3 protein-coding genes are annotated in these 17,893 nt (G+C 56.3%); all 3 read right to left on the bottom strand.

Going from position 1 to position 17,893, the window contains the following annotated elements; translation table 11 throughout:
- Positions 1-4,834, bottom strand: a 4,834-nt coding sequence (locus IEY39_RS29495) for a non-ribosomal peptide synthetase (protein ID WP_188938367.1), incomplete at its 3' end; no start/stop codon positions are given.
- Positions 4,835-4,857: 23 nt separating this feature from the next.
- Entirely contained in the window at positions 4,858-11,133 is a 6,276-nt protein-coding gene (locus IEY39_RS29490) for a non-ribosomal peptide synthetase (protein ID WP_188938366.1), read from the bottom strand.
- A 238-nt stretch (positions 11,134-11,371) separates the two neighbouring features.
- The gene (locus IEY39_RS29485) at positions 11,372-17,881 is read right to left on the bottom strand and encodes a non-ribosomal peptide synthetase (RefSeq protein WP_262892893.1); all 6,510 of its coding nucleotides are present in this window, start codon (positions 17,879-17,881) and stop codon (positions 11,372-11,374) included.
- Positions 17,882-17,893 lie beyond the last annotated feature (12 nt).

Below are 17,893 nucleotides of genomic sequence, written 5' to 3'. Positions count from 1 at the left end.
CCTCCTGCTCCCCGCACACCACCGCGATCGCCTCCGGACTCCGCAGCGCCTGCTCCTCGATCAAGTCCACCACCGTGGGTGTCCGGTTCAACCCTTCCAACTCCGCCCGCTCTTTCTCGCTCATTAGCTCCAGTTCCCCAATCGGTTGATCTATCTCATTTACCACTGTTTTCAAGAGATTCACATAATGCTCCAGCATTTGTGCCATCGTTTCTGGTATGAAGAGGTTCCGCTGATAAGTTATTTGCAACTTTAAGCCTTCCACGATGGGAGAGATATGCAGGCTCAGATCGAACTTGGACGCCGCCAGATCGGCATCCTCTACACTTAGCTCAATACCGGACAGGTCCAGCGCTTCGCTTTCCGGGGTGTTTCCGAATACGAACATGACGTCGAAGATGGGATTGCGGCCTGCTTCCCGTTTTCTTCCCATCAGCTCCACCACCTTCTCGAATGGCACCTGCTGATGCTCAAATGCCGATAAGGTCGTTTGCTTTATTTGAGACAGCAGTTCCCGCATGCTCATGCTTGCACTTACCTGGCTCCGCAGCACCAGCGTGTTGGCAAAGAATCCGACCAAGCCCTCTACCTCCTGCTGCTGCCTGCCGGCTATTGAACTTCCGACCAGGATATCTTCTTGTCCGCTGTAGCGGTATAGCAATACCTTGAATACCGAAAGCAACGTCATAAATAAGGTCACCCCCTGCCTCCGGCTCAGCTCCTGCAATGCCTCGCTTAACGCTTTCTCCACCTGGAATAACACCACTCCTCCTCGCACACTCTGCACCGCCGGCCGCACATGGTCCGTCGGCAGTTCCAGCACCTGCCAGCCCAACAGTTGCTGCCGCCAATACTCCAGTTGCTTGTCCAACACTTCTCCCTCCAGATACCGCCGCTGCCACAACGCATAGTCCGCATACTGCACCGGCAGCTCCGGCAAGACCGGCTCACGGCCTTCCACAAATGCACTGTATAGCTCCCGGAACTCCCGCACCAGAATCGATCTCGACCACCCGTCGGAGGCAATATGATGCAGCGTCACCACCAGCACCTGCTCCTTCTCACCCAGCCCGATCAGCTCCGCCCGCAACTTATAGTCCGCCGACAGAGCGAACGGCCGACTCACCAACGCTCCAATATGTTCCTGTAATCCCACCGCCGGAGACGACCATTCTATAGTCTCCAAAACCCAACCCTCCGCCGGCACGATCCGCTGCCACGCCTCCCCCTCCTGTTCTTCGATCATTGTCCGCAGCACCTCATGCCGCTCCACGATCCCTCGCAATGCCCACTCCAACCCATCCCGGTCCAGCCTACCCCGGATCCGCAGCGCCACCGGGATATGATACTGCACACTCCCCTCCAGCCGGTCGATGAACCACAACCGCTCCTGGGCGAACGACAGCGGTATCCGGTCCGGTCGCTCCTGCCTTTCCAGCACCGGCAGCCCTCCACCACTACCTTCCCGCTCCAGCTGCCGTGACAACGAACCGATCTCTGGATAACGGAACAGCTCCCGAATCGACAGTTCCAACCCCAGCCGGCGACGGATCACAGACACCACCCGCATCGCCAGCAGCGAATGCCCTCCCAGCTCAAAGAAATTATCGTGGATGCCTATCCGCTCTACGCCCAGTAGCTCCGACCAGATACCCGCCAGCACCCACTCCAGCTCCGTCCGCGGAGCCTCATAGCTCCCCCCTGCCTGATCCAGCTCCGGCTCAGGCAATCCCTTGCGATCCACCTTCCCGCTACCCATCAACGGCAATGCCTCCAGCTCCACCCATACCTGCGGCACCATATATTCCGGTAGCCGCTCTTTTAGCTCCACCAGTGCTCGCTCTTTGTTCCATCCATCGGCTGGCACCACATACCCCACCAGCCGCTTGTTCCCTTCCTGATCCTCCCGAGCCACCACCACTCTCTGCCGCACTCCCGCACATTGCCCCAGCACACTCTCCACCTCCCCCAGCTCGATCCGATACCCCCGGATCTTTACCTGCTCATCCCGCCTTCCCAGGTATTCGATGTTCCCATCCGTCAGCCACCGCCCCAGGTCCCCTGTCCGGTATAGCCGTTCTTCGGCCCGGCCGCTGATCACATCCGGGACGAACCGCTCTTCCGTCCATTCCGGACGACCCAGGTATCCCCGGCTCAGCTGCACTCCGCCAATACAGATTTCCCCAATCCCCCCGATCGGACTCAGCTCCTGCTGACGCCCTACTATGTATAACTGCGTGTTGGCCACCGGCCGCCCGATCGGGATCACTGCCGGCACCTCCGCCGGACAGCTCCAGCAGCTCACATCGATCGAAGCCTCCGTCGGTCCATACAGGTTATGCACCTCCGCCTGCGGCAGCCGCTCCCGGCATAGCCGCACCTGACCGCTCTTCAACGTCTCCCCGCTGCAGAGCACCCGACGCAGGCCAGCACACTCGCCCGTCCGAACTTCCTGCAAGAACACCTCCAGCATACCTGGCACAAAATGAATCGTGGTGATCCCCTGCTCCTGGATGATGGTCTTCAGATAGGCGGGGTCCTTATGCCCCCGCGGATGGGCAAACACCAGCCGCGCCCCCGACAGCAAGGGCCATAGCAGCTCCCAAACCGATACGTCAAAACAATATGTGGTCTTCTGCAGGACCGCATCCTGCGGCTCCAACTTAAAATAATCCTGCGCCCACAACAGCCGGTTCGATAGTCCCCGGTGCTCAATCATCACCCCCTTGGGCTGACCCGTCGAGCCCGATGTATAGATGACATACGCCAGGTGCTCCGGCCGGGGCGACCGCTCCACCCGCTTTATCGGACAACGATCGATCTCCGCCCGCTCCTCGTCCAGCAGAACTACCCGCACATCGTCTCTTGCAGGTAGCTTCGCCGCCATCTCCCGGCTGCTCACTACCACCTTTGCCTCCGTCTCTGTCAGCATATACGCCAGCCGCTCAGCCGGATACTCCGGGTCCAGCGGCACATACGCCCCTCCTGCTTTTAAGATGCCCAGTATCCCCACGATCATCTCCACCGACCGCTCCAGGCACACCGGTACCAGCACCTCTTCCCATACTTCCAGCCTCCGCAGGTAATGCGTCAGTTGATTACTCCGTTCCTCCAGCTCACCATAGCTCACCCGCTCCTGCCCATACACCACCGCGATCACCTCTGGAGTTCGTATCGCCTGCTCTTCGATCAAGTCCACCACCGTCTTATCCAGCGGATAATCCACCGCCGTCGCAGTGAACTCTTCCAACACCCGGCGACACTCCTCTTCACTCATCATCCGTAACTTCCCTATCCGTTCGCTCGCATCCTTTACAACACTCCCCAATAACTCCTTATAATGACCGATCATCCTCCTGATCGTATCCTCCTCATACAGCTCGCTGCAATATTCTATTCCTCCTTCCAACCCTTCCTCCCCTTCCCTTAACAATACCGTTATATCGAACTTCGATGTCCGGTGACCAACTTCCTCCACCAACAGATCCACCTCCTGCATGCTCCTTCTCTCCTCCCTCACTCCCCGTTCCCCCTGCTGCCACACCAGCATCACCTGGAACAACGGATTCCGGTTCATGTCCCGATCCCGTACTACTGCCTCTACCACCTGCTCGAACGGCACCTCCTGATGCTGATAAGCCTCCAACGTCGTCTCCTTAACCCGTCTCAACAATTCCCTGAACGTCGGCTCCCCCCTCAGATCACTACGCAACACCAGGGTATTGACAAAAAAACCGATCAACCCTTCCACCTCCTGCTGCTGCCGGCCCGCTATCGGGCTGCCTACACTAATATCTTCCTGACCGCTATACCGGTATAACAACACCTTGAACACCGCCAGCAAGGTCATAAATAACGTAACCCCCTCGGAGCGGCTCAGCTCCTCCAACGCCTTCCGTACCTCCCGCTCTATCCTGAACCCTACCATCCCCCCTCGCGTGCTTTGCTCCGCCGGACGCACATGATCTGTAGGCAAATCCAGCACCTCCAGCCCCGAAAGCTGACCACGCCAGTACGCCAGTTTCTCCTCCAAGACTTCCCCCGTCAGATACCTCCGCTGCCACAACGCATAATCCGCATACTGCACCGATAGGACCGGCAGCACCGCCGTGCGCCCCTCTACATATGACCTGTACAGATCTTTAAACTCCCGCACCAATATCGACCTCGACCATTCGTCCGAGGCGATGTGATGTAGCGTTACCAACAATACCCATTCCTCTGCACCAACCCGCACTAAATGACTCCGAACCGGATAATCAACCGACAGATCGAACCGCCGGCTCGCCTCTTGCTCAATATAACTTCTTAATACCTCCTCCTTCCAGTCCTTGCCCTCTACGACCTCCAGCTTCCATCCTCCCTTCTCCAGCACCCGCTGGTACGCTCTCCCCTCCTCCTCCTCGATCACCGTCCGCAATACCTCATGACGGTCCACTATCGCTGCCATCGCATGGCTCAAACCCTCCTCGCTCACCTTTCCCCTCAACCGTAGCACCATCGGGATATGATAGGCCGCACTCCCCTCCAGCTGATCGATGAACCACAGCCGCTCCTGACTGTACGATAGCGGCAGCCGTATATACTTGGCTCTTTCTCCGGGCTGTATACCCTTCGAAAAAGAATCAGACAATCCATCATTTTGTTTATGATGTCTAAAATATTTTATTAATTCTTCTTTTTTCCCTTTCAGCTCGTTTAAAAAAGAAGATGTTACCTTTTTCCCCTTGTGTACATGTATAATAAGGTCATTATTCTCCAGCGATATCTTAACACCAAATTCATTCGATCTCTCCAATAGATCCATTACCTCCTCTGAAGAGAGTTTTGACATAACAATCGATTTAAAAGATTTATCTAAATTGTCACTGACTCATAGTCATCAAAGTCGTCCAAGCGATTGAGGATATGTATTCTTATGTGCCTGGCCATTAATCTAATTGTTGGATAGTCAAAGACCCCCATAATCGTTAGTTCTACTCCTAACTCCTGCCGAACGGCCGACACCAACCGGATTGCTAACAAGGAATGTCCCCCCAGCTCAAAAAAATTATCCTCCACTCCCACCTGCTCCACATCCAGCAGTTCCGACCAGATTGCCACCAACTGACGCTCTATCTCACTCCTCGGCGCCACATACCTTTCTCGACTCGCCTCCGGCTCCGGCAACTCCTTCCGGTCCACCTTCCCATTGACCGTCAACGGCAGCGCCTCCAGTTCCACCCACTTCCCCGGCACCATATACTCCGGCAACCGGCCCTCGAGCTCCTCCATCATCCGCTCCTTGACCCATCCGGCCTCCACTACCACATACCCTACCAGTTGCTTGTCCCCTTCTTTATCCTTGCGGGCCGCCACCACTCCTTGCCGCACCCCAGCACATTGCCCTAGCACACTCTCCACTTCCCCCAACTCCACCCGGTAACCCCGAATCTTTACCTGGTTATCCTTGCGACCGATGAACTCGATGTTCCCATCGGGAAGCCAACGACCTATATCCCCCGTCCGGTACATCCGCTCCCCAGCCTGGAAAGGATTGTCGACAAACCGCTCCGCTGTTAGATCTGGACGCCGCCAGTAACCACGTGCCAGACCCACTCCACCTATGCAGATTTCTCCCTTTATCCCAACAGGGACTAAATTCATCCTGTCATCGATAATGTAAATCCGAATATTATCGATAGGCTTTCCGATGGAGATTAGTTTATTCCCAAGGACAGGCGCTTCGGTGAGCGTCGCACACACAGTCGATTCTGTTGGCCCATAGGCATTGATCAACCGGATCCCCGCTTCCTGCACCCGCTGCGCCACCGTATAGCTTAAAGCTTCTCCTGCCGATATAATCGTACCTATCGGAACGCGGGAAGTACCGATGATCTCCAAATAAGAACTCGGCAACGTGACCATGGTGATCTCCTCTTCGGTGATCTTTTGGAGGAGCAGTTCAGCCGATAAAATATCCGCCTTCCCGGGTATTACCAGCCGGCTGCCCGTGACTAGGGCAGGGAAGATCTCCCAACAGGAGGCATCAAAGGTAATCGAAGCAAATTGAAGGACGTTATCCCGGGAGGTTAGGTGAATAAGTCTTGGCTGGGCCAGCGAAAGATTTAATAGACTCCCATGTTCGATCATCACCCCCTTGGGCTGACCCGTCGAGCCCGATGTATAGATCACATACGCCAGTCGCTCCGGCCGGAGCGACTGCTCCACCCGCCGTAACGAACAACGATCGATCTCCGCCCGCTCCTCATCCAGCAACACGACCCGTACCGCTCCACTTACCGGCAGACGCGCCGCAACCTCCCTACTGCTCACCACCACCCGGCCCTGCACGTCTTCCAGCATATAAGCCAGCCGCCCGGTCGGATACTCTGGGTCCAGCGGCACATAGGCTCCTCCTGCTTTTAAAACACCCAGTATGCCCACGATCATTTCCACCGACCGCTCGAGGCACACCGGCACCAGCACCTCTTCCCTTACCCCCAATCCTCGCAGATAATGCCCCAATTGATTGCTTCGTTCCTCCAGCTCCCGGTAGCTCACCCGCTGCAGCCCATATGCCACCGCGATCGCCTCCGGACTCCGCTCCGCCTGCTCCCCGATCAACTCCACCACCGTCTTATCCCGCGGATAATCCACCGCCGTAGCGTTGAACTCCTCCAACACCCGGCGATTCTCCTCATCGCTCATCATCCGTAACTTCCCTATCCGTTCGCCCGCATCCCTTACCACACTCCTCAGCAACTCCTTATAATGACCGATCAGCCGCCTGATCGTCTCCTCCTCATACAGCTCACTGCAATATTCCACTAAGCCATCCAATCCCAACGCATCTTCCGTGATTCTAAATGCCAAATCGGATTTGGACAATCCCAGCCCCACTTTCTCCTTCGCAAATTCTAATCCCTCGATTTGCTTTTCCTCTATTTTTCCTTGTTCACGGTTCTGTAAAACAAATATTACTTCAACCAGAGGGTTTTTACCAATGTCCCTCTTCCGAGCTACCGCCTCTACTACCTTCTCGAATGGCACCTCCTGATGCTCATAGGCCCTTAGCGTTGTCTCCTTCACCCGCTTCAACAACTCTCTGAATGACGGCTCCCCGCTCAGATCACTGCGTAACACCAGCGTGTTGGCAAAAAAACCGATCAGCCCTTCCACCTCCCGCTGCTGCCTGCCCGCTATCGGGCTGCCTACACTAATATCTTCTTGACCGCAATATCGGCTCAACAACACCTTAAATACCGCGAGCAGCAGCATGAATATCGTCACCCTCTCCGACCGGCTCAGCTCCTCCAGGGCATCCCGAACTTCCGACGCTATCCTGAATCCTACCAGCCCTCCTCTTCTGCTCAGCACCGCTGGCCGCACATGATCCGTCGGTAATTCCAATGCCGTCATCCCTGATAGCTGGTCACGCCAGTACCTCAGTTTCTCCTCCATCACCTCCCCGGATAAATACCCCCGCTGCCATAGCGCGTAATCAGCATATTGCACCTCCAGGGCCGGCAAAACCGCCGCTCGACCCTCTACATATGACCTGTACAGCTCTACAAACTCCCTTTCCAATATCTCATTCGACCAGCCGTCCGAAGCAATGTGATGTAGCGTCACCACCAACACCCACTCACCTGCTCTAACCCGCAGCAATTGACCCCGAACCGGATAGTCCACCGACAGGTCGAACTGCCGGCTGATCTCTTGCTCGATATAACCTCTTAATACCTCCTCTTTCCAGTCCTTCTCCCCTATCACTTCCAACTTCCATCCTCCCTTCTCCAGCACCCGCTGATAGGCTCTCCCTTCCCCCTTTTCGATCACCGTCCGCAACACTTCATGTCGGTCCACGATCGCCCCGATCGCATAGCTCAACCCTTCTTCACTCAACTTGCCCTTCAGCCGCAATACCACCGGAGTATGATAGGCCACACTCCCTTCCAGCTGATCGATGAACCACAACCGCTCTTGACTGTATGATAACGGCAACCTCTCCGGCCTCGTCGTCGCCACAACCGGCGGCAACACAGGTCCTTTCTTCAATCGCGACCCCAGGGATCCGATCGTCGGATAGTCGAACACCTCGCGGATCGGCAGCTCTACTCCTAGCTCCTGCCGAACGGCCGACACCAACCGGAACGCCAGCAGCGAATGACCTCCCAGCTCAAAAAAACTATCCTCTACTCCCACCTGCTCCACTCCCAGCAGTTCCGACCAGATCGCTGCCAGTTGACGCTCTATCTCACTCCTCGGTGCCACATACTTTTCTCTACACGGCTCCGGCAATCCCTTCCTATCCACCTTCCCATTGACCGTCAACGGCATTGCCTTCAATTCTACCCATACCCCCGGTACCATGTACTCCGGCAGCCAACCCTGTAAATACTTTATCAATACACCCTTGTCGTATCCCTCGCTCACCACCACATACCCCACCAAACGCTTGTTGCCTTCTTTGTCCTCCCGGGCTACTACCACCCCCTGTCGTACCAGTCCACTCTCCTCCAACACATTCTCGATCTCTCCCAGCTCGATCCGATACCCCCGGATCTTTACCTGCTCATCTATTCTTCCCAGATATTCCATGTTCCCATCCAGCAGCCACCTACCCAAGTCCCCCGTCCGGTATAACCGCTCCCCTTCTCCGAATGGGCTCTCCACGAATCTCTCCGCCGTCAGCTCCGGACGGTTCAGATACCCCCGCGCCACCCCAGCCCCACCTATATATAACTCCCCGCCTACTCCCATTGGAGCGGGCATCCCCTCTCTATCCAAAATATAAATGCTGCTATTGTCGATCGGCTTGCCGATCGGCACACCGCCCTTACCTTTCTCTTCTCCTATCTGGTACCTATATACGCTGCAACCTACCGTCGCCTCCGTCGGCCCATACTCATTGACCACCTCCAGCTCCATCCCCCGCTCCCTCAGCCACTCCAACTGACTCCACGACAATACCTCTCCCCCCACCACTAACCTCCTCGCCGGCAACTCAACTCCTTCTCCCATTGCCGCTTCCAACAACTGTAAATGCGCAGGCGTCAGCTTGATAAAACAATAAGGTGTATTACTCCGGAAAATAGCCGCACTAAATACCTCGGTAGCTCCTCCTTCCCCTATGACCAGCGAACGGCCATAAACCAACGGCTGGAACAGCCCCGTTAATGCAGCATCGAATGTGTATGGCAAATAAATATAGCTCCCCCCCTCCTCGTTCTCTATATAGCTCGTCTGACCATTGATCAGATAATTCGTTAAGCTGTGATGCTCCACCAACACCCCCTTCGGCCGGCCCGTCGATCCCGATGTATAGATCACATACGCCAAGTGCTCCGGCCGGAGCGACCGCTCCACCCGTCCAACCGGACGCTCATCAATAAATGCTGCTTCCTCATCCACCAGTACCACCCGAACACCTTCACTTATCGGCAGCTTCGCCGCCACCTTCTGGCGGCTCACCGCCACCTTCGCCTCCGTCTCTTCCAGAATATACTCCAGCCGCTCAGCCGGATACTCCGGGTCTAGCGGTACATATGCCCCTCCTGCTTTTAAAATCCCAAGTATCCCTACGATCATTTCCACCGACCGCTCCAGACATACCGGCACCAACACCTCTTCCCGTATCCCCAGCCCCCGCAGGTAATGCGCCAATTGGTTGCTCCGCTCCTCCAGCTCTCTATAACTTACCTTCTGCCCCCCGCACACGACCGCCACCGCTCCCGGCGTCCGGTCCACCTGCTCCTCGAACAATTCCACCACTGTCTTATTCCGATTATATTCCACCTCCTTCCCTCGCGATGCCTCTAATAACCATCGAACCTCCTCCTCGCCCATCAACTCCAGTTCCCGCACCCGCTTCACCTCTCCACCCGTCACCTGTTGCAACACCCGCTCAAAATGAACCCCTATCCTTTTTACCACCTCCTCTCCTAATAGCTCCACATTATACCGGAAGGTAACAGCTATCTGCTCTCCTACTCTTATCGTCACCCCTAACGGATAGTTGATCCGATCATGCATCTTCACTCCTTCTACCCCCAATGACCACTTCCGTTTCCCGATCACCTCACTCACCGGGTAGTTCTCGAACACCAGGATGCTATCGAACCAATCTCCCGTCACCCCGGCCCAACCCTGCACCGCCTGCAACGGACTGTATTGATATTCCCGACTCCGCAGCTGCTCCTCCTGTAGCCCCCGCAACCAATCCTTCACTTCCTCCTCTCCCTTTACCACCACCCGCACCGGAAGCATGTTGATGTACAACCCCACCCGACGCTCCACTCCCCTCATCCCCTCCGGACGACCCGATACCGTCACCCCATACACCACCTCCTCACTGCCCGTATACCGGCTCAACAGATAGCCCCATACCCCCTGCATCACCGTGTTCACCGTCAACCGATGACCCTGCGCATACCCCACCACCCGCTCCGTCCCCTCCTTTCCCAATCGCACCTCCCACTCCCCATACTCCCCTATCCCCTTGTTCCTTTCCACTCCCTCCCGTACAAAGGGCAACAACGTCCTTCCGCACACTCCCGACAAATATTCCCGCCAGTAACCCTCCTCATCCTCCTTATCCCGCCCCTCCAGGTACCGGATATACTCCTCATACCGGTCCTCCTCCTGCTCCTGCTCCTCCACTCCGGTCACCAGCTCCTCATATACGGTTAAAAATTCCTCCATCAATACCTGCACCGACCATCCATCCAACAAGAGATGATGATGCGTCCATAACATCCAATACCGCTCTTCGCTCAGCCGCATTAAACCCACCCGCATCAATGGCGCCTCTCCAAAGGCAAAACCCCTCCTGCGATCCGCCTCCTTGTACGCCGCCATCCCCTCCCGCTGTTCGGCCTCGCTCCTTCCCCGGTAGTCCAATATCTCCATCGGCACCTCCACCTCCCGGTACACGCATTGCACCAGTACCTTGAACTCATTATAGTAAAACCCACTTCGCAAAATGCTGTGCCGCCGCACCACCTCGCCCCAGCTCCGACGGAAGATAGCTTCAGCCAGGCGCAACAGCTCTCCCTCCAGCTGGATCACATACGTCCCTGCCTGTCCATCGTACAGTCCATGGAACAACATCCCCTCCTGCAACCCGCTTAACCGGTAAATCGACGACACATTCTTACCCCGTTTATTGATCAAGTGTTCATTTGAGGTCGTGAGGTACTCTATTAAGCTATCCCTATTACTTTTAATATAGTCCGTTATTTCACGATTCTCCTTTATTGAATTAATCTCCTGCTCAGTTAATATATTTTCATTCGCTTTTAGAACAAGCTTGTCATTTTCTTTGATCAAAAGAAAGTTCTTTTTTTTCAGGCTTTCCAAAAATTCTTTGACTTCCATAAATATTTTTTTAGAATTCTAGAATAGTGCGCATTCCCGCGTCTTTGTCCAAAAATCTATCGAGCTCCTTATAGCTTATCTCCCTTCCCAAACCATAATCCGAAGGTGTATGTTCCTGCCCTTCACGGCTCCGGCAATGATCGATCAGCTCCTGCAGCTTCTTCGCATACAGACCCGACAACCGCTCTATGTTCTCCCCATCATAATGCTTCCTGCTATAGCCCCATCGCACCACCAGCTCTCCCTCCGCAACTATTCCAACCACTGAGACCTTCTCTCTTATCTCCTGACGCTCGCTCATCCCCCTGCCCCCTGATTCCCCAGCTCCTCTTATCCACCTGCTCCCGCTCACCACATTATCCACCTGACCCAAATAGTTGAATACAATATCCCAACCCGTTTCCCCCTGCAACTCTTCCGCCCGAACCATATACTTCAGCACCCCATAGCCCAAACCCTTATCCGGTACTCCCCGCAACTGTTCCTTTACCCCCTTCAGCACCTCTCCCAAACCCACCGCCTCTTCCCGCTCCAGCAACACCGGATACACACTCGTGAACCAGCCCACCGTCCGGCTCGTGTCCACGCCTCCCTTTATCGCCTCCCGCCCATGCCCCTCCAATCCGATCACTACCCTCCGCTCTCCGCCCCAATCCCCGATCGCCAGCAACAGCGCACTCAACAACACATCGTTCACCTCCGTATGATACACCCGCGGTACCTCCTGCAGCAACCAGCGCGTCTGTTCCACTCCCAACCGAACCGTATGGCTACCCATCTCCCTTAACCGCACCATCCCCGCATACTCCCGATCCAGCCGCAGCGGCCGGTAGCTCCCCATTACTTTCGACCAATATCCCTTCTGCTCCAATAATCTCTTGCTCCGGCTATATCCCTCCAATGCCCCATACCACTCCCGGTACGAGCTCCCCTTCACCCCAAGGCTCACCTGCTCTCCCTTCCGCAATCCCGTCAACAGCTCCTCCAGGTCGCCCAGCAGGATCCGCCATGATACCCCGTCCACCACCAAATGATGGATCACCACCAGCAGCCGGTTCCACTCCTCCCACTCCGGCGTCCGGTACAACACCACCCGGACCAACTCTCCCCGCCCGATAGCCAAACTCCGCTGATAACCCTCCGACCGCTCTTCGATCTCCCGGCCCAGCTCTTCGGCCGTCGATCCACTCAACTCCTCTACCCGCAATACCGCCCCTATGTCCTGCATCGGGCCATACACCTGCTCCCAGCCCGTTACACCCCGACGGTATTGGAACCGTAAGCTATCATGATGACGTAATAGCTCCTCTACCGCTGCTCCCAGCTCCTCCTGGCTCACCTCCCTGGCTATCCGTAATAATACACTCTGGTTATAATGTGATACCTCTTCCGGCTCCCCTTCCAGGTACCATCGCTGGATCGGCAACAGACCGCTTATCCCTTCCAGCTCACCCTGCTCTCCCCCTGTTCTTACTCCCGTACGTTCCAGCAGTACCATCGATAGATGACTTATACTTTGATACCGGAAAATATCTTTCGGCTGAAGCTCATAATTCAATCGCCGGGCTCGGCTCACCACCTGGATCGAGATGATCGAATCACCCCCCAGCTCAAAAAAATTATCGGTCACCCCTACCTGCTCCACTCCCAGCAGCTCCGACCAGATCCCTGCCAGTTGTCGCTCCACCTCATCCCGCGGCGCTTCATAGCCTCCACTCATCCCTCCCACTTTCGGCTCCGGCAACCTCTTGCGGTCCACCTTCCCATTGACCGTTAACGGCAGCGTCTCCAGCTCCACCCAGATCGCTGGAACCATATACTCCGGCAGCCGTTGTCCTAAATAACGCATCAGCCCCAGCCTATCCAGGCCCTTCCCCTCCACCACCACATAGCCTACCAAGCGCTTGTTGCCTTTCTGATCCTCACGTGCCACCACCGCACACTGTCGTATCCCCGTACATTGCCCCAGCACACTCTCCACCTCCCCCAGCTCAACACGGTAGCCCCGGATCTTCACCTGGTCATCTTTACGTCCTATAAACTCGATGTTCCCATCGGGAAGCCAACGACCTATATCCCCAGTCCGGTATATCCGCCCACCTCCCTCTCCTTCCCATGGATCCGCTATAAACCGCTCTGCCGTCAGCTCCGGCCAGTTCAGATACCCCTTCGATACCCCCTCCCCTCCGATGAACAGCTCCCCAGTAACCCCCACCGGCACCGGCTGCAACCGCTCGTCCAGCACCCTCACCCTCGTATTGCCCAATGGCCTCCCTATCGGCACCCGCCCCTCCTCCTCAATCGCATCAACAGCATAGCCAGTAGCATACACCGTCGTCTCCGTAGGCCCGTATACATGCACGATCCGGCCCACCCCAAGCAGAGACACCGCCTTGCGCACATGCGTTAAAGAAAACAATTCTCCTCCAAATAGCAGCTTTCGCAGCCGGCACAACGCTCCTGCTCCCGTATCCACGAACGCATTGAACAGCGCCGTCGTCATAAAACATACCGTAATGGACTGCTCCTCTATGATCCTCGATAGCTCATGCGTATCCGATGCCATCCCATCCCTGATCATATACACGCTGGCCCCGGACAGCAAAGAACAAAAAATATCATACACCGATCCGTCGAAACTATAGTTGGACCATTGCAGCACCCGGTCTCCCGACTGGATCGCTATCGGTCCACCGTCATACACCAGCTTGATGATATTGTGATGATCCACCGCCGTCCCCTTGGGTTGGCCCGTCGTGCCCGACGTATACATCACATATACCGTCGATGCCGGCCCAATGTCGACAAAAGGTCGCTCCAACGGACTGGAACAGGAGACCGAAAAATCGATGCCCTCTACCAGCTCTCCCAGCTCCATCCCCGCATATAGCTCTCCGCTACCATACACTACCCGCGAGATACCTGCATCCTCCACCATGAACCGGATCCGCTGCGCCGGATAATCTGTATTCAACGGTACATAAGCACACCCGCTCTTCAGTATTCCCCATATCCCCGCCACCATCTCCACACTCTTATGGAACAATAGCCCGATATGTTCCCCCGGCCTCACCCCCCTGCTGACCAGATACTGGGCCAGCTGGTTCGACCGCAGGTCCAACTCCCGGTAACTCAGCGATCCCTCCGCAGAGAACACCGCCGTCCTGTCGGGGAGCCGGTCTGCCTGGTCTTCGAACAACTCCACCACCGTCTTATCCCGATCATATTCCGCCTCCTTCCCTCGCGATGCCTCCAATAACCATCGAACCTCCTCCTCGCCCATCAACTCCAGCTCCCGCACCCGCTTCACCTCCCCGTCTGTCACCTGTTGCAACACCCGCTCAAAATGACTCCCTATTCTTTTTACCACCTCCTCTTCCAATAGTTCAACATTATACCGGAAGGTAACAGCTATCTGCTCTCCGACACCTATCGTCACCCCTAACGGATAGTTGATCCGATCATGCATCTTCACTCCTTCTACCCCCAATGACCACTTCCGTTTCCCGATCACCTCACTCACCGGGTAGTTCTCGAACACCAGGATGCTGTCGAACCAATCCCCCGTCACCCAGGCCCAGCCCTGCACCTCCTGCAAAGGGCTGTATTGATACTCCCGGCTCCGCAACTGCTCCTCCTGCAGCCCCAGCAACAATTCCTCCACCACCTCCTCTCCCTTTACCACCACCCGCACCGGCAGCATGTTAATGTACAATCCCACCCGACGCTCTACCCCTCTCAAACCCTCCGGACGACCCGATACCGTCACCCCATACACCACCTCCTCACTGCCCGTATACCGGCTCAACAGATAGCCCCATACCCCCTGCATCACCGTGTTCACCGTCAACCGATGACCCTGCGCATACGCCACCACCCGATCCGTCTCCTCCTTTCCCAATCGCACCTCCCACTGCGCATACTTCCCTATCCCCTTGTTCCTTTCCACTCCTTCCCGCACAAATGGCAACAGCGTCCTTCCGCTCACTCCCGACAAATACTTTCGCCAATAACTCTCCTCTTCCTCCTTATCCCGCCCCTCCAGGTACCGGATATACTCCTCATACCGGTCCTCCTCTTCCTTCTTCACCTCCCCTCCGCTCACCAGTTCCTCATATACCTTTAGAAATTCCTCCATCAACACCTGCACCGACCACCCATCCAGCAAGAGATGATGATGCGTCCATAACATCCAACACCGTTCTTCACTCAGCCGCAACAATCCCACCCGCATCAATGGCGCTTCTCCAAAGGCAAAACCCCTCCTGCGATCCGTCTCCTTGTATGCCGCCATCCCCTCCCGCTGTTCGGCCTCGCTCCTTCCCCTGTAGTCCAGCACCTCCACCGGCACCTCCACCTCCCGGTACACACATTGCACCGGGATCTTGAAGGCATCATGATAAAACCCGCTCCGTAAGATGCTGTGCCGCCTCACCACTGTCGACCAGCTACGTCGAAAAATAGCTTCGTCCAAGCGCAACAACTCCCCCTCCAACTGGATCACATACGTCCCCGCCTGCTCGTCGTACAGCCCATGGAACAACATCCCCTCCTGCAACCCGCTTAACCGGTACAAACCCTCTACCTGCTCCCCACGACGTTTCCCCTGCCGCTGCTCCCCGAAAAACCGGTCCAGCTCCACATAGTTGATTTCCCTTCCCAACCCATAATCCGACGGCGTATGCTCCTGCCCATCACGGCCCCGGCAATGATCGATCAACTCCTCCAGCTTCTTCACGTACAGACCTGACAACTCCTCTATGCTCTCCCCATCATAATGCTTCTTGCTATAGCCCCATCGCAGCACCAGCTCTCCGCCCGCAACCATTCCAACCACCGAGACCTTCTCCCGTGCTCCATTCCGTTCTGCCGCTCTCCTTCCTGTCGGCTCCTCTGCGCCCCTCAGCCACCTGCTTCCCCGAACCACATTATCCACCTGACCTAAATAGTTAAACACAATATCCCAACCCGATTCCCTCTGCAACTCTTCCGCCCCTACCATATACTTCAGCACTCCATATCCCAAACCCTTATCCGGCACCCCCCGCAACTGCTCCTTCACCCCTTTCAACACCTCTCCAAGGCCCGCTCCCTCTTCCCCTTCCAGCAACACCGGATACACACTCGTGAACCAGCCTACCGTCCGGCTCGTATCCACTCCTCCCTTTATCGCCTCCCGCCCATGGCCCTCCAATCCGATCATTACCTTCCACTCTCCGCTCCACTCCCCGATCGCTAACAATAATGCACTCAGCAATACATCGTTTACCTCCGTATGATATACCCGCGGTACCTCCTGCAGCAACCAGCGCGTCGGCTCTGCTCCCAACCGTATCGTATGGCTACCCATCTCCCCTAACCGCACCATCCCCGCATACTCCCGATCCACCTGCAACGGTCGGTAGCTCCCCATTACTTTCGACCAATATCCCTTCTGCTCCAGCAAGCCCTTGCTCCGGCTATACCACTCCAATGCTCCATACCACTCCCGGTACGAGCTCCTCTTCACCCCAAGGCTCACCGCCTCCCCCTTCCGCAATCCCGTTAACAGCTCCTCCAGGTCGCCCAGCAGGATCCGCCACGATACCCCGTCCACCACCAAATGATGGATCACCACCAGCAGCCGGTTCCACTCCTCCCACTCCGGCGTCCGGTACAACACCACCCGTACCAACTCTCCCCGCCCGATATTCAAACTCCGCTGATACCCCTCCGACCGCACTTCAATCTCCCGGCCCAACTCTTCAGCCGTCCCTCCCCTCAGCTCCTCTACCCGTAATACAGCCCCTATGTCCCGCATCGGGCCATACACCTGTTCCCAACCTGATGCACCCCGCCGGTACTCGAACCGTAAGGCATCGTGCTGCCGCAGCAGCCACTCTACCACTGCCCCCAGCTCCTCCTCCCTCACCTCCTTGGCTATCCGCAATAAGACACTTTGGTTATAATGCGATACCGCCTCCGGCTCCCCTTCCAGGTACCACCGCTGGATCGGCAGCAGACCGCTTATCCCTTCCAACTCATGCCGCTCCCCTGCTTCACCAACTCCCTCATCGCTCCCCTGGGCCAACATCGCGCAAAGCTTCCCTATCGTTTGATACGTGAACAGGTCCGCTACTTGCAGCCGTTCATAGCCCAATCGCCGGGTTCGGGCCACCACCTGGATCGCTATGATCGAATCACCCCCCAGCTCAAAAAAATTATCAGTCACCCCTACCTGCTCCACTCCCAGCAGCTCCGACCATATCTGTGTCAGCTGATGCTCTACTTCACTTCGTGCCGCGATATACCGGTCGCTCGTCAGACCATTCGTCTCCGGGTCCGGCAGCCCCTTGCGATCTACCTTCCCGTTGGCCGTCAACGGCATCGCCTCCAGCTCCACCCACACCATCGGCACCATGTACTCCGGCAACCGCTCCTTCAGCTGGGTCATCAACTGCTCCCTGTCCCATCCGGCCTCTCCCACTATATATCCCACCAGCCGTTTATTACCTTCTTTATCTTCCCGGGCGACGACCACGCCTTGCTGCAC

Origin of the sequence: Puia dinghuensis (assembly GCF_014642875.1) — a bacterium.
In the GTDB taxonomy this organism is placed as follows: domain Bacteria; phylum Bacteroidota; class Bacteroidia; order Chitinophagales; family Chitinophagaceae; genus Puia; species Puia dinghuensis.
The sequence above is the reverse complement of the archived record's forward strand: the minus strand, read 5'-3'. Positions and strand labels throughout refer to the sequence as shown.